The sequence below is a fragment of the Collimonas sp. NPDC087041 genome (assembly GCF_044745265.1).
Lineage (GTDB): Bacteria > Pseudomonadota > Gammaproteobacteria > Burkholderiales > Burkholderiaceae_D > Collimonas.
Genome location: NZ_JBIUZX010000015.1, coordinates 12,430 through 31,027 on the forward strand (window position 1 = coordinate 12,430; position 18,598 = coordinate 31,027).

The 18,598-nt window shown below is 59.0% G+C and carries 22 protein-coding genes; 11 read left to right on the forward strand and 11 right to left on the reverse strand.

What is annotated here, in order from left to right:
• Positions 1-22: 22 nt before the first annotated feature.
• On the reverse strand, positions 23-535 hold the full coding sequence (locus ACIPF8_RS21870) for a chemotaxis protein CheW (RefSeq protein WP_400425320.1): 513 nt from the start codon (positions 533-535) through the stop codon (positions 23-25).
• Here ACIPF8_RS21870 and ACIPF8_RS21875 point away from each other — a divergent pair.
• Positions 534-800: a hypothetical protein gene (locus tag ACIPF8_RS21875; RefSeq protein WP_400425323.1), complete on the forward strand. Its 267-nt coding sequence runs from the start codon at positions 534-536 to the stop codon at positions 798-800. The two genes, ACIPF8_RS21870 and ACIPF8_RS21875, sit on opposite strands and share 2 nt — an antisense overlap.
• A gap of 148 nt (positions 801-948) precedes the next feature.
• Here the strand turns inward: ACIPF8_RS21875 and ACIPF8_RS21880 are convergent, their stop codons facing one another.
• From ACIPF8_RS21880 to fliE, 10 genes are all read right to left on the reverse strand, one after another.
• A complete protein-coding gene (locus ACIPF8_RS21880) occupies positions 949-1,596 on the reverse strand; it encodes a response regulator (RefSeq protein ID WP_400425325.1) in 648 nt (215 codons plus the stop codon).
• A 236-nt stretch (positions 1,597-1,832) separates the two neighbouring features.
• Positions 1,833-2,126: an EscU/YscU/HrcU family type III secretion system export apparatus switch protein gene (locus tag ACIPF8_RS21885; RefSeq protein WP_400425328.1), complete on the reverse strand. Its 294-nt coding sequence runs from the start codon at positions 2,124-2,126 to the stop codon at positions 1,833-1,835.
• 102 nt (positions 2,127-2,228) lie between these two features.
• Entirely contained in the window at positions 2,229-3,563 is a 1,335-nt protein-coding gene (locus tag ACIPF8_RS21890) for a flagellar hook-length control protein FliK (protein ID WP_400425331.1), read from the reverse strand.
• 11 nt (positions 3,564-3,574) lie between these two features.
• Positions 3,575-3,901 (reverse strand): flagellar protein FliT, encoded by a 327-nt coding sequence (locus ACIPF8_RS21895; protein WP_400425334.1) that lies wholly within the window; start codon positions 3,899-3,901, stop codon positions 3,575-3,577.
• 2 nt (positions 3,902-3,903) lie between these two features.
• Entirely contained in the window at positions 3,904-4,380 is a 477-nt protein-coding gene (fliS, locus tag ACIPF8_RS21900) for a flagellar export chaperone FliS (RefSeq protein WP_400425337.1), read from the reverse strand.
• 10 nt (positions 4,381-4,390) lie between these two features.
• The gene (gene fliD, locus ACIPF8_RS21905; protein ID WP_400425340.1) at positions 4,391-5,848 is read right to left on the reverse strand and encodes a flagellar filament capping protein FliD; all 1,458 of its coding nucleotides are present in this window, start codon (positions 5,846-5,848) and stop codon (positions 4,391-4,393) included.
• Between the two features lie 43 nt (positions 5,849-5,891).
• Entirely contained in the window at positions 5,892-6,254 is a 363-nt protein-coding gene (locus ACIPF8_RS21910; protein ID WP_400425342.1) for a flagellar protein FlaG, read from the reverse strand.
• Positions 6,255-6,403: 149 nt separating this feature from the next.
• Complete coding sequence (locus ACIPF8_RS21915) at positions 6,404-7,492, reverse strand: FliC/FljB family flagellin (RefSeq protein ID WP_400425345.1); 1,089 nt, start codon at positions 7,490-7,492, stop codon at positions 6,404-6,406.
• Between the two features lie 162 nt (positions 7,493-7,654).
• Positions 7,655-8,380, reverse strand: a complete 726-nt coding sequence (locus ACIPF8_RS21920) for a flagellar regulator YcgR PilZN domain-containing protein (protein WP_400425348.1) — start codon at positions 8,378-8,380, stop codon at positions 7,655-7,657.
• Between the two features lie 125 nt (positions 8,381-8,505).
• A complete protein-coding gene (fliE, locus tag ACIPF8_RS21925; RefSeq protein ID WP_400425350.1) occupies positions 8,506-8,823 on the reverse strand; it encodes a flagellar hook-basal body complex protein FliE in 318 nt (105 codons plus the stop codon).
• Between the two features lie 350 nt (positions 8,824-9,173).
• Between fliE and fliF the strand changes: the two genes are divergently transcribed.
• The 10 genes from fliF to fliO all read left to right on the forward strand — a co-directional run bounded on the left by fliF (position 9,174) and on the right by fliO (position 18,531).
• A complete protein-coding gene (fliF, locus tag ACIPF8_RS21930; protein WP_400425352.1) occupies positions 9,174-10,880 on the forward strand; it encodes a flagellar basal-body MS-ring/collar protein FliF in 1,707 nt (568 codons plus the stop codon).
• The gene (fliG, locus tag ACIPF8_RS21935; protein WP_400425355.1) at positions 10,873-11,871 is read left to right on the forward strand and encodes a flagellar motor switch protein FliG; all 999 of its coding nucleotides are present in this window, start codon (positions 10,873-10,875) and stop codon (positions 11,869-11,871) included. The genes fliF and fliG overlap by 8 nt, the downstream gene beginning before the upstream one ends.
• Positions 11,864-12,610 (forward strand): flagellar assembly protein FliH, encoded by a 747-nt coding sequence (gene fliH, locus ACIPF8_RS21940; protein ID WP_400425358.1) that lies wholly within the window; start codon positions 11,864-11,866, stop codon positions 12,608-12,610. The genes fliG and fliH overlap by 8 nt, the downstream gene beginning before the upstream one ends.
• Positions 12,603-14,045, forward strand: coding sequence for a flagellar protein export ATPase FliI (gene fliI / locus ACIPF8_RS21945; protein WP_400425360.1), 1,443 nt, complete (start codon positions 12,603-12,605; stop codon positions 14,043-14,045). Before fliH ends, fliI begins: the two co-directional genes overlap by 8 nt.
• A gap of 103 nt (positions 14,046-14,148) precedes the next feature.
• Positions 14,149-14,601, forward strand: coding sequence for a flagellar export protein FliJ (gene fliJ / locus ACIPF8_RS21950; RefSeq protein ID WP_400425363.1), 453 nt, complete (start codon positions 14,149-14,151; stop codon positions 14,599-14,601).
• A gap of 17 nt (positions 14,602-14,618) precedes the next feature.
• Positions 14,619-16,010 (forward strand): flagellar hook-length control protein FliK, encoded by a 1,392-nt coding sequence (locus tag ACIPF8_RS21955; protein ID WP_400425366.1) that lies wholly within the window; start codon positions 14,619-14,621, stop codon positions 16,008-16,010.
• Positions 16,011-16,137: 127 nt separating this feature from the next.
• Complete coding sequence (gene fliL / locus ACIPF8_RS21960; RefSeq protein ID WP_400425369.1) at positions 16,138-16,614, forward strand: flagellar basal body-associated protein FliL; 477 nt, start codon at positions 16,138-16,140, stop codon at positions 16,612-16,614.
• A gap of 21 nt (positions 16,615-16,635) precedes the next feature.
• Entirely contained in the window at positions 16,636-17,637 is a 1,002-nt protein-coding gene (fliM, locus tag ACIPF8_RS21965; protein WP_400425372.1) for a flagellar motor switch protein FliM, read from the forward strand.
• The gene (fliN, locus tag ACIPF8_RS21970; protein WP_400425374.1) at positions 17,630-18,052 is read left to right on the forward strand and encodes a flagellar motor switch protein FliN; all 423 of its coding nucleotides are present in this window, start codon (positions 17,630-17,632) and stop codon (positions 18,050-18,052) included. The genes fliM and fliN overlap by 8 nt, the downstream gene beginning before the upstream one ends.
• Positions 18,049-18,531 carry a flagellar biosynthetic protein FliO gene (gene fliO, locus ACIPF8_RS21975; protein WP_400425377.1) on the forward strand — a complete coding sequence of 161 codons (483 nt, stop codon included), beginning with the start codon at positions 18,049-18,051 and terminating at the stop codon, positions 18,529-18,531. Before fliN ends, fliO begins: the two co-directional genes overlap by 4 nt.
• Positions 18,532-18,598: the final 67 nt, after the last annotated feature.

The window sequence follows — 18,598 nt, forward strand, 5'->3', positions numbered from 1 at the left end:
GGTGCAGCCGCGCATTGCGATATCAGGCTGCCAGCTTGTCGATCAGCCCGATTTCCTCGCTCGACATCAGTTTGTCGATATCGAGCAGGATCAGCATGCGGTCGTCCAGCGTCCCCAAACCGATCAGGTAGTCGGTATTGAATACCGTGCCCATTTCCGGCGCCGGCTTGATTTGTTCTGTCGATAGCGTGATCACATCGGAGACGCCATCGACCACCATGCCGACGGTGCGCTGACCGAGATGAAGGATGATGACAACGGTGAACTGGTCGTAGCTGGCGGCATCCAGTTTGAACTTGATACGCATGTCGATGATGGGCGTGATGACGCCTCGCAGATTGACCACGCCTTTCAGAAAATCGGGCGCGTTAGCAATCTGCGTCACACTGTCGTAGCCGCGTAATTCCTGCACTTTGAGAATATCGATCCCGTACTCTTCCTTGCCCAGCGTGAAGGTCAGGAATTCGTGTCCGGCGACATCGCTATGGGTAGATGGCCGATGCATCGGTGTAGGCGTTTGAGCAGCAAGCGTCATGAACTTGATCCTTGATAAATTGAAGTGCACTTGCTTGCGCGCCAAACACTGGGCTCTACCCCAAAATTTGGCCTCAGACGAAGCACGTGAAGTAAATCAATATAAACAGAAGCAGGTCCAAGCGATGCCGCAAAAAGGGCATGAAACACCCTTCTATTCAGCACATGAAAACAGCGCAGTGCAAATCGTCATGCAAAGCATTCACGCGAAAAATGACAGTCAAGCAAAGCTGCGCAAAGCGCAGCGAGCATCACAATACAAATAAACGGAATGAATGTGTCCCACAGAAGTCCCGAGGGGTTCTCAAAACCGTAGCGAGCGGCTTACTGTCTGGTCGAGAAGCGCAGCTGTACTGAAGTACAGCGAGCATCGCAGACCTGACAGTGAGTCGCGCAGTAGGTTTGGAGAATCCCTCATTCGAGTAGGCCGTGTTTGATGGCGTAGTGGGTTAGTTCGGCATTGGTCCGCACCCCCATTTTTTCAAACACCCGCGAGCGATAGACGCTGACGGTTTTGGGACTGATGGACAGGCTTTTGGCGATCTCGGTCCGCGTCTGGCCGGAGGCAATCATGCGGACGGTCTGGAACTCGCGGTTGGAAAGTTGTTCGTGCGGCATCTGGTCATCTTCTTCGATGACGTGGTTGGCCAGCGACTCCGCCAAACTCTTGCTGATGTACTTGCGGCCGCGTGCAACAACACGCACCGCTTCCACCAGCTCATCCGGAGCGCCATCCTTGGTCAGGTAAGAGGCTGCGCCGGCCTTCAGGGCGCGTACCGCAAATTGTTCAGGGGCATGGCTGCTGAGCACCATGATGCGCAGCATCGGTTCGCGCTTCTTGAGCAAATGCAGGATTTCGATGCCGTCCTTGCCCGGCATGGATATATCCAACAGCAGCACATCGCACTGCTGCTCTCTCAATATATCGGTGATGCCGCCGTAATCGCTGGCTTCTCCAATGACGGTAATACCCGGGCTGGCATTCAGAATATGCTCCAGCCCTCGCCTGACAATACGATGATCATCTGCGATCAATACCCGAATCGGTGATGCAGCTTTCATATCCATGACTCTTTGAACAATCTCAACTCGGGGCTGCGCATTATCGATCCACGATCAAGCGCGCACAATATGAAAAGCAAATAATATCTACAAAATACACACATTTTGCTGTGATGCAGGCAAACAGACCTCATTTCATCAATATCCGCACGATGCGTTCAAACTGGCGGCTATTTACCGAAAGGGTTTTAGTAACAAATAAACAATCATCGAATTCCAAACTTCAAGCGCCTGTTTCAGGCAGAACCAGGCTCCAACCCGTGTTCCAGGCGATAGATCCAGGCCAGCAGCTCCGCGACAGCCACATATAGCTGCGGCGGGATTTGCTGATCCAGATCGACATGCATCAACAGATTCACCAGATCCGGAGATGCGTGCACATACAAACCGTTTTCACGTGCCCGCTGGATAATAGCATCGGCAACCATTCCATAGCCCTTTGCTACCACCAACGGCGCCTTTTCCTTATCCGCGTGCGATAGCGCTACCACGCCTTGACGAATCGGACGCCCAATATCGTTGCTACTCATCTTGCCGCCGATTACACACGGATTGCACAAACAATAATTCTTCGACGAATTTTATTGTCCGAGCAACAAATATCACCCTAATATAATTGTTAATTATTGTCATCATTTTTTTTCCTGGCTTGTGTTGTCGTTGGTCGACACTGACATTTTCGCCAGTTGCAATCCGCTCAACTGCATGCCTGCGGCAAGGAAACGCTGTCGCAATTGATCGCCGTCGGCGCGCATGGAGGCCAGGCTAGCTTCGTCCGCGACTGCCAGATGGGCGTGCCAGCTGTCGCCCAGCATACTGAGGCGCAATTCGATGGCGCCCAATCGCGGCAATGTCATGGCGAGGCGGGTACTCCAGCGGCGCGGAGCAGCGTCGGCGCCGTCCGGACTTTCCTGGCGCCGGTCATGTTCTTGAATTTCCCATTCAGTTTTGGCCTGGGGCCAGGCTTCGCCGCTCCAACGGAATTGCGATAGCGCCATCAGCTCCAATTGCTGGCGCACCAGTTGCACTGCTTCTGGATGCACCATGCTTGCCGCTGTTGTGTTTGATGGCGGTGGATCGTTATTGGCGACTGGCGCTGCAGCCGCTCGCTCCTGGATGCGTGCCGCGATGGCAGCCCCCATGTCGCCACCGGTGGCGACGCGATAAGCCGCGGCGATATCGATGGCGCCTGCCTGCACGCGCGGATTGGTCGACGCTGTTTCGTCGTTCGGCTGCGGTGCTCCTGACTGCACCGGCAATGATGGCGGTTCCTTGGCCTGCGCCCCGGCTACGTTAGCGAATGCCGGAATCTGCTGTACTGTCGTCGGCGACCCCGCTTGAAGCGGCAAAGCAACCTTGCCTGCCGCAACAATGGGTTCGTCGGATCTGAGCACCTGTTCCTCGATTGGCTGCAACGGGTTACCCCGCTGCGGCACAGTCTCGGTGCTGCCACCGCTGCGTTGCGGCGCGGCTTGGCCAAGAGCGGCCTGAGGCTCTTGCGTCAACTGCGCCAGTGAGCGCTCGCCGCTGGCGAATTGCAATAAATGGGATTCGTAAAACAGGCCGCTGTCGCCCACTGCTTGCAACAGTGCCGCGGCCAATTGCGGCGGCAAGGGCGGCGCAGAGCCAGTCCATAACGGTACGCTGGCGCGTACCGGATCGACACGCGCCGGCGCGGCGCCGAGAATTTCGCTAATGACGCGCGCGGCCGGACTCAGCGTGGCGCCGCGCTCGCTGGTAGCCGCTGGCCGCTGAGTGACCGCTTGCGTCGGATTGCCAGGATCGACCCCAAGCTGGCGGTCAATCCCCGCCCGCGAAGGCAGGCGGGTATCGTTGGCCCCAGCTTCGATATCGGTGACGGCATCAGGTTGCAGCAACGCCAGCTGCCCCTTCAGCGGCACCAGGTCCGAGCGTTGCATTGCCGGCGTCGCCAGCAACTTGTCGATAAGAGGCGTGCCGCCGTTCATTGGCGACGACGCTACTGGCCGTAGGCGTGGTTAAGGTGCTGCTGCCGATGCATATTGCCCAGCAGGTTGCTCAGTTGCGCCAGTTCTGGCGTGACGATGTCACGAATTGCGGCGTCGTCCGCCAGTATCTTGCTCAACAGCACATGCTTGCGCGCCAGTTGAGAAGGATCCAGCGGGAATTCCAGCTGAATCTCTTTGAGGCGATCGATGTAGCCGCGAAATTGCCGTCCCAGATGCGACAGCCCGTCCCAGTTGCCCGTGCGTGCAAATTCCAGCATGCGGCTGCTCAACGGTGCAATCTGCTCGTAGCAGTGGATAATCTCCTCTTGAGCGGTCAATATCATCCCCTTAACGACAAATGGCCAGCGACGCTACCTACCGGCTCGACGTTCCTGGTTCGACCATCGAGCTCGCGCCAGGCCGATGCAATATTTTCCAGAAGCCGATCTGCCTCTTCCAGCAAGGCCGGATCGTTCTTCAGATGTGCATACATGAGACGCTGGTTGATGTAGTCGTACAAGGCCGACAGGTTGGCCGCGAGTTCAGCCTCGGCAGGGCCGCCGCTGCTGTGATCCAGGCTAGCCTTGAGCCCGCTGTCGATGATGCTGACGGCCTTCGAAATGGCATTGCCCTTGGCGGCGATGTCGCCATTCGCCATATGGTGCCGTGCCATGCTGATGGCGGCTTTGGCGCCATCGAACAGCATCGTCACCAATTGCTGCGGCGAGGCGCTCATGACCGCGCTTTCAATCCCTACCCGGGCATAGGCCTGGGCGCCAGGATTGACGGCTGGAGTGAATACGGAAGATGTGTACATGGTCCTCGCCTTACTTGGAAGAACTGCCATCAAGCGCTGCGAATTGCTGGGTCAGATAACTGCTGGTTTGGTTCATGCCGGCGATTAGCGTATCGAGCTGGGTAAATTGCGTGGTATAGCGGGCAATCGTCGTACTGATCAGGGCCTGGGTGCTGGTCATCTGTGTCGCCAGCGTCTTCAGTGTGGTGTTCAAGCCGTCGGTGGCCGCTTTCAGCGGGCCGTTGGTTGCCGAAAATCCGGTAATCAGTGTCGACAGCTGCGAGCCGAAACCAGTGGCGCCGCTAGTGCTGGAAAACAGGTTTTGCACGCCGCTCAGGTTGGTGCTCAAGGCGGCCGTCAGCTTGGTCGCATCAACCGCGATGGTGCCGTCGGATTGGAACGCCACACCGATCTGGGCCAGCATCGTCAACGGTGCGCCGCTGCCGCTGGCTGGTTGCGGTGTATTCAATGCATCGCGCAGACGGGTCTGGATATTGCGCAAGGTGGAGTCGCCGGTCAGCGGCGATTGCGTTTGCGCAGTGGTATTGAACGCCGTCAGTTGCTTCGCTATGCTTTGCAGGCTGTTGTAGGCTGTGACGAAATTGGTGATCGCGGCTTGCACCGTCGCGGTATTGCTTTGCAGCGACAAGGTGGTGCTGCCGATTGCACTGAGGTTCATGGTGACGCCCTGCACCGCTTCCTTGACGGTATTGCTGGCGCTAGTGACGGCGATGCCATTCACGGTCAACTTGGCATCCTGGCCTGTCACGGTCTGCTGCAGGTTTTGCGTGCCGGCCGGATCATACGCCAGGAGGTTCGACAAAGCGGAGTCGCCGCTCACCGAAATCCGCATGGTGGAACTGGCGCCGCTCTGGTTGGAGGTCAGCACCAGGCGGTTTGGCGTAGTGCCGCCATCGTTGACGATGCTCGCCGTCACGCCGAGCGCGGTATTCTTGTTGATCGCATCGCGAATTCCGGCCAGCGTGTTGTTGCTGGAATCGATCGTGATGGTGGTTGGCGTACGGCTGCTGTCAGCAGCAAACGTGGCGCCGGTGTATTGCCCGGTGACCGGGTCCAGCTTGCCGCCCGTGATGCTGCCAAAGTCTATAGTTATCGTGCCGGTGCCGATGCCGGCGGTAGTGCTGGCGACACCGTTAGCGGCCAGCGACTGCGACTGCGCCAGTTGAGTGACGTTAACCGAGACGCTGCCGGTGCTGGCGCCAGAGGCTGCGGTCGCGCTCAGCACGTTGGTGCTGCTCGATGTGGTGGTGACATTCTGGAACAGGGACGGATTGCCCAGCTGCGCCGCCGCTGTCTGCAGCGTGCTCAATGCATTTTGAATGGTGCCGTATGCGGACAATTTGGTGTTGTAGGCAGTCTGCTGCTGCGTCATTGCGTTCAGCGGCGCATTTTCCGAGACCGTGATGCTGCTCAGTAAAGTCGCCAATGGAAGCCCGGACGCCGAGCCCAGGGATGTCACTAATGCCATGTCTTTTTCCTTTCAGTTCAATCGTGCCGCTGATCACACTCGATCATGCGGTTTTCTCAAGCAATACGCCCTTCAGCTGGTCCATGACCTTGGCAAAGCGCACTACTTCGACGCTTGGTATTTGCAAGATCACCTTGCCATCCTGTTGATCCACCACTTTCAACACCACATCCTTGTAACCGGGTTCTATCTGGAATTGCACGCTGATCGCCTTGATCTGCAACTGCCGGTTTATATCCTCGACTTTTTGCTCGATTTCCGCGCGCTCCAACGCACTGACTTGTTCGTGGCTGGCTGCCGCATCGCCATCGACAATTGCCGCACCGGCCTTGTTTGACGCAGGCGCAGCGACAGCTTCTGTCGGCAGCAATTTGCTCGGGCTAATCGCGTCAATTGAATTTGCCATTACACCCTCTTCCATCCTATCCCTGTCCACTCAGGTCTGACACGCCAAACCTGACTGGACAACGTATTTGAAACAGCGGGCCACCCAATTGCAGGCCGCCCGCTTGCAGCGCCGACGTCGGATCGACATCGGCGCTATCGTCAAGACGCTTATTGCAGCAACGACAGGACGTTTTGTGTCGATTGGTTCGCTTTTGCCAGAACCGAAGTACCAGCTTGTTGCAGAATCTGCGCGCGAGTCATGTTCGACACTTCAGTCGAGTAGTCAGCGTCCTGGATACCGGAACGCGAAGCCGACAAGTTAGTGACGGTGGTGCCGAGGTTGGCGATAGTCGAGGCGAAACGGTTTTGCACCGCACCCAGCGAGCTACGCAGGCTGTCAACTTGCGACAAGGCGCTGTCAATTGCTGTCAGTGGGCTGCCGCTGGCTGCTGTCAATGACTTCGACGAATCGTAAGTCACGGTGGCAGTTGGTGCAGCTGCAGTGCCACCTTGGGTTGCATCGGAAACGGTGACTGTCGCAGCGTAGTAGTTGGCGCCGTTCTTGACATAGGTATTGCCACGGGCATCGGTAACCAGGCTGGCGATTGTTGCAGTGAAGCCGGCAGCAGCATCACGGTTGACAGCTGTAAAGCCGCCGGCGCTAACTGCTGTAGCAGCACCGGTGTTGTCTTTACCTGTAGGTGTCATCGTGGTCGTTGTGCCCGAAGGGCCGGCCAGGTTCAGTGTGTTCAGTTTCAGCGCGGTCGAATCGATCTTTTGCAAGCCGATGCCGATGGTTTGGCCGTCGTTGGCGCCAACCTGGATGTTCAGGGTCTGGTTCGAAGCCAGTACCTTGACGCCGTTGAAGTCGGTTTGCGACGAAGTGCGGTCGATTTCGCTCAGGCGTTGTGTGATTTCGTCCTGGATCGATTGCAGATCGCTGGCCGAGTTCGTGCCGTTACCAGCTTGCACGGACAATTCACGAATACGTTGCAGGTTGTTGTTAACTTCAGTCAACGCGCCTTCAGTAGTTTGCGCCAGCGAGATGCCGTCATTGGCGTTACGCGAAGCTTGTGTCAGGCCGGTGATGTTGGCTGTGAAACGGTTAGCAATGGCTTGACCCGCAGCGTCATCCTTGGCGCTGTTGATACGCATGCCGGAAGACAGGCGCTGGATTGCCGAGCTCAGCGAAGATGCCGACTTGGTGAGGTTGTTTTGTGCAACCAGTGAAAGAACGTTGGTATTGATGACAGACATGGCATAACTCCTGTTGCTAAAGTTTATGGGTTCCGGCTAAGCCGCCGTAACGCTGGACTCGCTTCCTGGCAAAAGACCTGGTTGAGCAAGCCACCGTTATTCAGGTTATCGGCAGTTGCTCGGAAAACATTTAGGGTTCGCCATAAAAAATACCCATTGTGTTCAGGCCGTCAGCAAGCAGCCCAAACTCTGCCTTGCCTGGTCCAGGTCTACGTAATAGCAGCCAAAATGATTAACTATCCCTTCCGTACCCTGCACGCTACGGCAAAAAACCACCCGCAAGTCCACCAGCAGGCGCCCCGACGAGCGGAAATCCAATACCGCGGCGGGCAATACTGTCCCAACCGGTAATGCATGCAAGGGCACATGCGTCGAACGCAAACCGATGCCGCGTGCAGTCAAATCATGCACATTCAGCACAAAATCGTTGCCATCGCGCCGTTTGGCGCGCACCACGCAGGTTTCAACCGGCTGCATGCCGATCCGGATGAATTTCGAATGCGGATAGTAATCAATGCATACCGGCAGTTCGGCCGCCAAGGCCGTTGGCCACGGGCTGACCCGATTGCTGGCGACCGTGCTGATGAAACTGATTCCCGCGCCGTCAATCGCGCCTTCGAAGCAAACCAGCTCGCCGGGTTGGTATTGCGCGGCATTGCGCTCGGGGTCGCCGGCATGTATGAACAAGCCATGCGCCAGCGCCACCGCCACCAGCCGCGTTGCCACCATCTCGCCGCCGTCTAGCGGGCGCATGGTCATGGCGCTGCTCTGCCGCTCCAGTTCGCGTAATATGCTTTCGATATCTACCGGATCCTGCAACAACCAGGTAGTCACTTCTTCCATCATGGCCGCACTCAAGACTTCCACCGAACTTTCCGGAACACTCATGACCAGTCGCCGCCTGTGCCGCCGAAAGACTGGCTCGCACGACAGAACTGCACACTCTCGACTGCGCCGCTACTGCACATCCATTGTCTCCGTCCCATACCGATTTCGGATATCAATGCGCTACATCAAGCCGACATGTTCATGATTTCCTGGTAGGCGGCAACCACCCGGTTACGCACTTGCAATCCCATCTGGAAGCCGACGTTGGCTTTTTGCAGATCGATCATCACGTCGTTCAGCGAAACGCCCGGCTTGCCAAGTTCGAATGCCTCTGCCTGGCCTGCCGCATGCTGTTGTCCATCGCTGATACGTTGCAGCGTTTTCTTCATTTCATCAGCAAAGCCGCCGCCGGCGATGCCGTTGGCCGCTGTCGCGCCATTCCCGGCAACCTGCGCCGTCGCAGTCAGTTGCTGTAAAACCGATTCAATAGCTGATATCGCCATGTTGCATCCTCTCTTACTTGATTTCTCTACGAATCTCGCCGCGTACATCACCGCTTGCCGGCCAGCTTGTCGCTAAGCGGCGGATTACTTTTAGCCAGGGTTAAAAGCGTAACAGCAACGATTTTTTTGCATAGCGGCAAATGATGGCAAAAACCTCGGCTATTCAAGCGATCGAAATGGCAGCGCTCCGTTGACAATCATTACTGTCGGCACAGGCTGTCTCCCCGGGAGGCTCGCCGGACCGGCATCTGTCACCCAATTCTAAGGAAAGCTTGCTGTATGTCCTATGCACAGAAGCGCGAAGTGAATGCCAATAGCCTTGGCCGCCAGTCCTCCACGGGAGTCGCTGCATGAATGCTGCCGTAGCAGGCGCCAACGCCGCAGATGGCAAGAAATTGCCGATCCTGGAACAACTGCGCGCCAATCCCAAGCTGCCAACAATGATCGGCGCTTCGCTGGCGGTAGCCGCGATCGCCGCTTTCTGGTTATGGAGCCGGGCGCCCGATTATCGAGTCCTGTACAGCAACTTGTCGGATCGCGATGGCGGCGCCATCATCAGTTCGCTGCAACAGATGAATATCCCGTACAAGTTCGCCGAAGGCGGCGGCGCGGTATTGGTCGCTGCCGACCAGGTGCACGAGGCGCGGCTGAAACTGGCTTCGCAAGGTTTGCCCAAGGGTGGATCGGTCGGCTTCGAGCTGATGGACAATCAGAAATTCGGCGTCAGCCAGTTTGCCGAACAGGTCAATTACCAGCGTGCGCTGGAAGGCGAACTGGCGCGCTCGATCGAGTCGATCTCGGCGGTTGAAGCAGCGCGCGTCCACCTGGCGCTGCCAAAGCCATCGCTGTTCGTGCGCGACCAGCAAAAGCCGAGCGCATCGGTGATCCTGACCCTGCATCGCGGCCGCTCGATCGACGAAGGCCAGGTCAGCGCCATCGCCTATATGATTTCGAGCAGCGTGCCGGAACTGACCGCCAAGAACGTCACCATCGTCGACCAGAGCGGCAACCTGTTGTCGATGCCGAGCACCGGCAATCGCGGCCTCGACGCGACGCAACTGAAATACACCCAGGAAATCGAGCAAAGCTATATCCGCCGCATTGAAGCCATCCTGCAGCCGATCGTCGGCGCCAGCAACGTCCGGGCGCAGGTAGCGGCAGACGTCGATTTCTCGACAGTCGAACACACCGACGAGAAATACGCGCCGAACCAGGATCCGAGCAAGGCAGCGATCCGTAGCCAGCAATCGAGCGACGCCAACCAGCAAGGCGCGACGCCGCCTGGCGGCGTGCCTGGTGCCCTGTCGAACCAGCCACCGCTGAATCCAAGTGCGCCGATCACTACCGCCCAGCCGAATCAGGGCGCGGCGGCAAACGGCCAGCCCGGCGCTGCCAATGCAAGCAATGTCGCCAACACTGCGCCACGCAGCGGCGGCGCCAGCAACGTGCGGCGCGATGTCACTACCAACTACGAAGTGGATCGCTCGATCAGCCACGTGCAGCAATCTGCCGGCGGCGTCAAACGGTTGTCGGTGGCGGTGGTGGTGAATTATCGCGGCGCACCTAACGCCCAGGGCAAGACAGTCGCACAGGCTTTGCCGGCGGCTGAGCTGGAGCAGGTCAAGAATCTGGTCAAGCAGGCAATGGGTTTCAGCGCCGAGCGCGGCGATTCGGTGAATGTCGTCAACAGCCAGTTTGCCGGCGAAACACCGGAACCTGAACTGCCTGTGTGGCGCCAGCCGGACAATATCGACTTGGCCAAGACCGTCGGCAAGTACCTGTTGTTCGCCTTGCTTGGATTGTGGGCCTGGTTCGGCATTGCGCGGCCGTTGCTGCGCAAGCATCTGCAAGTGCCGCAAGCAGCCGCGTCGGAAGGTGGCGAAGGTGCAGTTGCACCAGCCGCGCCGACACCGGAACAAACCAAGCTCAGCGAAGAAGCGCAGCAACGCATGGCCGATCGCCACAAGGAAAACCTGCAGCACGCACAAAGCCTGGCCGAGACAGATCCACGTCTGGTCGCCATGGTAATCAAGAACTGGATGGGCAACGATGAATGACGATGGAATCAGAAAAAGCGCCATCCTGCTGATGTCGCTCGGTGAAGACGGCGCCGCTGCCGTGTTCCAGCATTTGCAGCCAAAGGAAGTGCAGAAACTTGGCATGGCGATGTCCAAACTGCGCCAGGTGACACGCGACCAGATCGCTGAAGTGATGGAGGAGTTCCGCCTTGAAACTGAACAATTCTCGGCACTCAACCTGGACTCCAGCAGCTACATTCGGGCAGTCCTCAACAAGGCGCTGGGCAACGACCGCGCTGCCAGCCTGATTGAGGACATCCTTGAATCCGGCAACAACTCTGCCAGCGGCATCGATACGCTGAACTGGCTGGAGGCCAACGAAGTGGCTGAACTCATCCGCGATGAACATCCGCAGATCATTGCCACCCTGCTGGTGCATCTCGACCGCAGCAAGGCTTCCGAGGTGCTGGAGTTGTTTACCGAACGATTGCGGCACGACGTCATCCTGCGTGTGGCCACCTTTGGCGGCGTACAGCCGGCGGCGTTGACGGAACTGACCGATGTGTTGTCCGGCCTGTTGTCTGGACAAGGCGTCAAGCGCAGCCGCCTGGGCGGTGTACGGGCAGCGGCGGAAATCCTGAATCTGATGAGCAGTACGCAGGAAGAGATCGTGATCCAGCATGTACGCGAACACGACGGCGACCTGGCGCAACGCATCATCGACGAGATGTTCCTGTTCGAGAATCTGCTGGAAATCGAAGACCGCGGCATCCAGTTGTTGCTCAAGGAAGTCGAATCGGAATCGCTGATCGTCGCCCTCAAGGGTGCGCAGCCGGAGTTGCGCGAGAAATTCCTGCGCAACATGTCGCAACGCGCCGCCGAAATGCTGCGCGAGGATCTCGAAGTGCGCGGTCCGGTACGTGTCTCGCAAGTCGAAACCGAGCAGAAGAGCATCCTGCAGATCGTACGGCGACTGGCGGATTCCGGCGAAATCGTGATCGGCGGACAAGGCAACGACGAGTATGTCTAAACCAGCCGGCCACGGCCCGCAAAGCCGGATCCCCCGCCGCGATGGCGCACCAAAACCGCAGATGACGGCATGGCAGCGCTGGGAAATGGCAGCTGTCGACCAGCCTTCGGCGGTGGAGGAGCCACCGCCGCCACCTGCCATGGATATCAGCCTGACGCATCTCGAACCGAAGCTGCTGATAGACGAAGCCGAACTCGAACGGTTGCGCCAAGAGGCGCAGCAAGCCGGCGCCACGGAAGGTCATCAGCAAGGCTACGGCACCGGATGGCAGGAAGGTTATGCTGCGGCACAGGAGATCGCCCGCCAGGAAGCCGCCGCCCTGCAAGCGCTGGCGCAGTCGCTGCCGGTTGCCTTGCGCAGCGCTGAACGGGAACTGGCCGACGATCTGCTAGCCCTGGCGCTGGATATTGCGCGGCAGGTTGTGCGTCAGGAACTGACGATCGAACCGCAGCATGTCCTGGCAGCCGTGCGCGAACTGTTGCAAACAGAACCGGCCCTGAGCGGCACGCCGCGCCTGTTGCTACACGCGGACGACATGCCGCTGGTGCAGCAATACCTGTCCGAAGATTTGCAAGCCGCAGGCTGGCTGCTGCGCAGCGATCCGGCCATCAGCCGTGGCGGATGCCGGGTCGAGGCCAGCAGCGGCGAACTCGATGCGACGCTGGAAACCCGTTGGCAGCGGGTAGCCGCAGCGCTTGGCCGTCAACCAACCAAGACGGCGGCAACAGCACATGACTGACGTCATCCAACCCAACGCAGCCGGCCAGTTGCAAGACAACCCACATCTTCTGGCCTGGCGCAATGCGCTCGGCAACGCCCGCATCGGCGTCGGCCGCAGCATCCCTATCCGCACCTACGGCCGCCTGACGCGTGCGGTCGGCCTGGTGCTGGAAGCAGTCGGCCTGCGGCTGCCAGTCGGTAGCGATTGCTTGATCGAGCTGCCGCCCGGCTATGCGCAACGCACGACCGAAGCCGAAGTGGTCGGCTTCGCCGGCGATCGGCTGTTCCTGATGCCGCAAAATGAAGTCGCCGGATTGCTGCCGGGCGCGCGCGTGTATCCGCTGGAAACAGCCGCCACAGGCAACGGGGCGCCACCTGCCGAGCCTGGCAACAAAAGGCTGCCGGCCGGCTTCGGCATGCTGGGCCGGGTGGTTGACGCCGCCGGGCGGCCGTTGGACGGCCTGGGGCCGCTCGATTTCAGCCGCGAAGTGCCACTGTCGGCACCACCGATCAACCCACTGGCGCGCGCGCCGATCGACAGCGTGCTGGATGTTGGCGTACGTGCGATCAATGCGCTGCTCACCGTCGGCCGCGGTCAGCGCATGGGCCTGTTCGCCGGCTCCGGCGTCGGCAAGAGTGTGCTGTTGGGAATGATGGCGCGCTATACCAGCGCCGAAGTAATCGTGGTCGGCCTGATCGGCGAGCGCGGCCGCGAAGTCAAGGATTTCATTGAGAATACGCTGGGCGAAGAAGGCTTGGCGCGCGCCGTGGTGGTTGCCGCGCCGGCCGATACCTCGCCGCTGTTGCGCCTGCAAGGGGCAGCCTATGCAACCTCATTGGCCGAATTTTTCCGCGACCAGGGCAAGGATGTGCTGCTGATCATGGATTCGCTGACACGCTACGCCATGGCGCAACGCGAGATCGCGCTGGCGGTCGGCGAACCTCCTGCTACCAAAGGCTATCCGCCATCGGTGTTCGCCAAGTTGCCGGCGCTGGTGGAGCGTGCCGGCAACGGCGCCCGCGATGCCAACGGCAAGGGCGGCGCCATCACCGCTTTTTACACCGTGCTGACCGAAGGCGACGACCAGCAGGATCCGATTGCCGACGCCGCGCGCGCGATCCTGGACGGCCACGTGGTGCTGTCGCGCAGTCTGGCGGAATCGGGACATTACCCGGCGATCGATATCGAAGCCTCGATCAGCCGTGCCATGACCGCACTGATCGAACCTGAACAGTTCGATTCGGTACGGCGCTTCAAGCAAATGCTATCGCGCTACCAGCGCAACCGTGACCTGATCAGCGTCGGCGCCTATGCCGCCGGCCACGATTTGCAACTGGACCAGGCCATCGCGCTGTACCCAAAGATAGAAGCATTTTTGCAACAAGGAATGGAAGAGCGCGCCGGCTATGCAGAGGCCGTAAGCGAACTGGAACAGTTGTTTGAGGTGGAGTAAAGCTATTGGCTATTGCTGCTTCCTACAGTTTTTTCATTGGTGGCCGTTAACCCAAAGATAAGCCCGGACTCATTCATTGCAACGATCAAGATTCGAGGAAGCCATGTCTAAATTACCACTCGCCATGCTGATTGAACTGGCCCAGAACAAGACCGACGAAGCCACGCGTCGCCTGGGACAACTGCAACGCGCCAAGCTCAGCGCGGCGGAAAAACTCGACATGCTGGTCCAGTACCGACAGGAATATTACGATCAGTTGCAAAGCCAGATGCAGAACGGCGTTTCGTCGTCGCGCTGGCGCAACTTCCAGCATTTCATCGGCACCCTCGATGGCGCCATCGAGCAGCAGCGAGCGATTACGGCGCAAGCCAATACGCGCCTGGCGCGCGGACGCAGCGAATGGCAGGACAACAAGCGTCGCCTGAATTCGTTCGACACGCTGGCCGAACGGGTCAAGCTGCAACAGGCGCAGATTGTCAACAAACGAGAACAACGCGCCAGCGACGAACACGCCGCCCGCCAATTCCGGCTTCGCATGATTGCGGCCGCAGAATAATTTATCAAGGAAACGTCATGTCATTACTTGTCTCATCCAATACCGCCAGCCTGCAAGTTTCATCATCGCCGGCTGCCAGCGTGGCCGGCAACAATGCCAATCCACAATCGGGAGATAGCGGCAATTTCGGCCAGGTCCTGAACCGCTCCCTGGCCGACCAGGACAAGAGCGCGGAAGCGCCTCCGGAACAAACGCTCAAGACGGGCGGCCGCAGCGGCGTCAAACGACAGGCCGATAGCGATAACAAGCAAGACGCAGCTGCCACACCGGATTGGGCATTCATGGCCTTGCCGCAGATTGCCGCCAAAGCTGTCGATGCGAGCGCTCGCTTTGGCAGTCAGGCGCAACCGCAATCGGCAGCCGAGAGTCAACTTAACGCTGCGATTGCCGCTGCCGGCGGCAAGACCGGCGCCTCCGCCGCGATCGCGGTACCGACCACTGAAATCGCCGACACACCTGCCGGAAAAGAGAGCGCCATTGCTCCTCTGCAAGAGCAATTCGATACCGCAGCAGCAACGGCCGGTGCAACGCCACGAGGCCAGCATGGCGAGGTCGCCAAACAAACGGGCGCCACTGACCATGGCGGCCAAACGCCAGGCCCGGAGCAATTGATTGCTAAATCGGCAGGCGGAAACAACGCCGGTCAGCAAGCTACATCCGGCGACAGTCGCGATGCGCGTCAAGACAAATTGGAAAAACTGGGTCAACAGGATCGCCAGGCCAGCCAGGCAAATACCGATGCCGACACCCGCCGGGCGGATATGGCCACCACGGCTGCAAGCTCGACATCGTCTGTCCACGATGCGGCGGCGACCAAGTCCGGCGCTGCCACTTCCGGACAATTCACTGTCGATATGGGCGCTCCGTTGCATGCTCCGGCCGCCGCCAATCAAACTGCCGCAATCGTAGCCAATACAACAACATCGGCAGCGGCCACGCTCAAACTGCCGTTGGCGCCTCCGGTAGGCAGCGATGGTTGGGGCGCCGCGCTCGGCAAACAAGTGGTATGGCTGGGCAACAGCGGCAACCAGACGGCCGAGTTGCACCTCAACCCGCCTGATCTGGGCCCATTGAAAGTGACGTTGACTATCAATGACAACCAGGCCCAGGCCATGTTTGTATCGGCGCATCAATCGGTGCGTTCTGCAGTGGAGGCGGCGCTGCCGCAGCTCAGGAACAGCCTGGCCGATAACGGCATCAGCCTCGGCAACACCTCGGTCAGTGCCGATACGCAGCAACAACAGCAAAGTGCGTTTGCCCAACAACAAGGGGCGCAGGACGGCTCGCGCGGCAACCTCCATCGCGGCGGCAACAGCGGTGCACCAAGTGATATGCAAACCGTCGCCGACCGCACCCCGGCTCCGGTCAGCCGGCGCAGCAGCAACGGCAATGTCGACACTTTTGCCTAAGAGAAAAAAATCAGAACTTCCCGGCGCAACAAATGACGGATCTGAAGCGCTTTATCCCTTTATATCACCAGATAGTTCGACGCCCTTTTGGCCAAGAATGAGCGCTGGATTTTGATGCAGGAAAACCATGGCTACCATCACCAATGACACAGCGGCACCCCCCAAGAAAAGCAAGCTTGGGCTGATATTGATCGTACTGAGCGCGGCACTGGCTGCCGCCGGTGCTGCTTATTATTTCACCAGCATGCAAACGGCGAAAGCCGCTACGCCACCGATAGCAGTGCCGGAAACACCGATCTTCCTTGCACTCGACCCATTCACGGTCAACCTGCAGGGAGACGATCGCGATCGTTTCCTGCATATCGGCGTCACGCTGAAAGTGGCGGATGCCAAGACCCAGGCGCAGATCGTGCAATACCTGCCGGAGACGCGCAGCCGCATCCTTGGCCTGCTGTCCAATCGCGATCCGAATTCGCTGGTCACCGCGGACGACAAGAACAAGCTGGCTGACGAAATCCTCAAGGTCGTCAACAAGCCCCTGGCCATCAGCCAGCCGCCGCAGCACGTCACCAACGTGTTGTTTACCGCCTTCGTGGTGCAGTGAAACCATCAATGAGATCCTTCAATGGCTTATGAACAGCTACTGTCTCAGGACGAAGTAGATGCATTGTTGCAAGGCGTCACCGGTGAAACCGATGCCGCCGCCGCGCCGCCGCCGAATCCCGAAGGTGTGCAAGCCTACAATCTTGGCACCCAGGAGCGCATCGTGCGCGGGCGCATGCATACGCTCGAAATCATCAACGAGCGCTTTGCCCGCCAGTTGCGCAGCTCGCTGTTCAACTTCATGCGCCGCAGCCCAGACATATCGGTAGGCTCGGTACATATCCAGAAGTACAGCGAATTCATCCGCCATCTGCCGGTGCCGGCCAATATCAATCTGCTGCACATGAAGCCGTTGCGCGGCACGGCGCTGTTCGTATTCGATCCGAACCTGGTGTTCCTGGTGGTCGATAACCTGTTCGGCGGCGATGGTCGATTTCACATGCGGGTCGAGGGCCGTGACTTCACCCTGACCGAGCAGCGCATCATCAAGCGCCTGCTGGATCTGGCGCTGGACGGTTACGGCAACGCCTGGAATCCGATCTATCCGCTCGAATTCGAATACGTGCGGTCGGAAATGCATACCAAGTTCGCCAACATAGCGACGCCCAATGAAGTGGTGGTCAACACCACCTTTCACATTGAGTTCGGACCGATCGGCGGCGCCCTGCACGTCTGTATTCCGTACTCGATGATCGAACCGATCCGCGACCTGTTGTCGAATCCGGTGCAGGACGAAGTGGAAGTCGACAAGCGTTGGGTCAAGCAACTGTCGCAACAAGTGCAAAGCGCCGATGTCGAACTGAAGGTCGATTTCCTGACGCTGTCGTCGACTATTGGCCAGCTGCTGAAACTGAAGAAAGGCGACGTGCTGCCGATCGTCATGCCGGAATCGATAATCGCCAAGGTAGATGGCGTGCCGGTGATGGAATGCGGATACGGCACGTCGAACGGCCATTACGCTTTACGTGTAGAAAAAATGATCAATCACCGTGACGGTGAGTTAAAGGGAAGCGAACATGAGTGACGACAACACGCCAGATCAATCAACCGACGCCGCCGACGACTGGGCCAGCGCACTTGCGGCGCAGACCGCGGCGTCACAGCCTGCCCCGGCAGCAGCCGAAAGCGCCGCCAAGGTGTTTCAGCCGCTCAGCGGCGAGAGCGCTGAAGTGGCCAAGACCGATATCGACATGATCCTCGATATTCCGGTGCAGATGACTGCCGAACTCGGGCGCACCAGGATCACCATCAAGAACCTGCTGCAACTGGCGCAAGGCTCGGTAGTTGAGCTGGACGGACTTGCTGGCGAACCGATGGATGTGCTGATCAACGGCTACCTGATCGCCCAGGGCGAGGTGGTGGTGGTCAATGACAAATTCGGCATCCGCCTGACCGACATCATTACGCCGTCCGAACGCATCCACAAGCTGAATCGATGAGAACCGCTCGCTCGCTGCGCCTGGCATGGCTGGCGTTGATTTATCCGGCGCTGCCGGCGCTAGCCATCGATACCGATCCGCAGGCCGTGGCCACAACCGCGACAACCTCCCCAGTTCCTGGCTGGGGCGCCGCCGGTCTGCTGCAAGCGGTGCTCGGCCTGGCTGTCGTGATCGGACTGATTTTCCTGTGCGCCTGGGCCGCTCGGCGCCTCGGCTTGCAAAAGCCGAACAGCGGCAAACTGATAAAAATCGTGGCGAGTAGCGCCATCGGCCAGCGTGAACGGATCGTCGTGGTGGAAATCGGCGGCACCTGGCTGACGCTTGGCGTCACGCCGGGACAGATACAGTCGCTGCACACAATGCCGGCGCAGGAACTGCCGGCAAACGCAGAACCGCAGTTCAGGGATACAGCGGTTGCGGCAGGCAATGTCGCCGGCGCCTTTGCCCAAAAATTGCGCGAGTCGCTTGGCCGCAAATAAGTTGCAAATAAGTTGCAAATGCGCTGCAAGTAAGCACGTTTGGCCTGGACGCAAATCCTCGCCGTTG

Bases quoted from the DNA above. Each gene is read 5' to 3' on its own strand.
- ACIPF8_RS21955 (WP_400425366.1), top strand. From the start codon at position 14,619: ATGTCATTACTTGTCTCATCCAATACCGCCAGCCTGCAAGTTTCATCA.
- ACIPF8_RS21920 (WP_400425348.1), bottom strand. From the start codon at position 8,380: ATGAGTGTTCCGGAAAGTTCGGTGGAAGTCTTGAGTGCGGCCATGATG.
- fliD (WP_400425340.1), bottom strand. From the start codon at position 5,848: ATGGCATTAGTGACATCCCTGGGCTCGGCGTCCGGGCTTCCATTGGCG.
- ACIPF8_RS21870 (WP_400425320.1), bottom strand. From the start codon at position 535: ATGACGCTTGCTGCTCAAACGCCTACACCGATGCATCGGCCATCTACC.
- fliS (WP_400425337.1), bottom strand. From the start codon at position 4,380: ATGTACACATCTTCCGTATTCACTCCAGCCGTCAATCCTGGCGCCCAG.
- fliJ (WP_400425363.1), top strand. From the start codon at position 14,149: ATGTCTAAATTACCACTCGCCATGCTGATTGAACTGGCCCAGAACAAG.
- fliI (WP_400425360.1), top strand. From the start codon at position 12,603: ATGACTGACGTCATCCAACCCAACGCAGCCGGCCAGTTGCAAGACAAC.
- fliG (WP_400425355.1), top strand. From the start codon at position 10,873: ATGAATGACGATGGAATCAGAAAAAGCGCCATCCTGCTGATGTCGCTC.
- ACIPF8_RS21910 (WP_400425342.1), bottom strand. From the start codon at position 6,254: ATGGCAAATTCAATTGACGCGATTAGCCCGAGCAAATTGCTGCCGACA.
- fliH (WP_400425358.1), top strand. From the start codon at position 11,864: ATGTCTAAACCAGCCGGCCACGGCCCGCAAAGCCGGATCCCCCGCCGC.
- ACIPF8_RS21875 (WP_400425323.1), top strand. From the start codon at position 534: ATGAACTTGATCCTTGATAAATTGAAGTGCACTTGCTTGCGCGCCAAA.
- fliE (WP_400425350.1), bottom strand. From the start codon at position 8,823: ATGGCGATATCAGCTATTGAATCGGTTTTACAGCAACTGACTGCGACG.
- fliM (WP_400425372.1), top strand. From the start codon at position 16,636: ATGGCTTATGAACAGCTACTGTCTCAGGACGAAGTAGATGCATTGTTG.
- ACIPF8_RS21890 (WP_400425331.1), bottom strand. From the start codon at position 3,563: ATGAACGGCGGCACGCCTCTTATCGACAAGTTGCTGGCGACGCCGGCA.
- ACIPF8_RS21915 (WP_400425345.1), bottom strand. From the start codon at position 7,492: ATGTCTGTCATCAATACCAACGTTCTTTCACTGGTTGCACAAAACAAC.
- fliL (WP_400425369.1), top strand. From the start codon at position 16,138: ATGGCTACCATCACCAATGACACAGCGGCACCCCCCAAGAAAAGCAAG.
- fliN (WP_400425374.1), top strand. From the start codon at position 17,630: ATGAGTGACGACAACACGCCAGATCAATCAACCGACGCCGCCGACGAC.
- ACIPF8_RS21885 (WP_400425328.1), bottom strand. From the start codon at position 2,126: ATGAGTAGCAACGATATTGGGCGTCCGATTCGTCAAGGCGTGGTAGCG.
- ACIPF8_RS21880 (WP_400425325.1), bottom strand. From the start codon at position 1,596: ATGAAAGCTGCATCACCGATTCGGGTATTGATCGCAGATGATCATCGT.
- fliF (WP_400425352.1), top strand. From the start codon at position 9,174: ATGAATGCTGCCGTAGCAGGCGCCAACGCCGCAGATGGCAAGAAATTG.
- fliO (WP_400425377.1), top strand. From the start codon at position 18,049: ATGAGAACCGCTCGCTCGCTGCGCCTGGCATGGCTGGCGTTGATTTAT.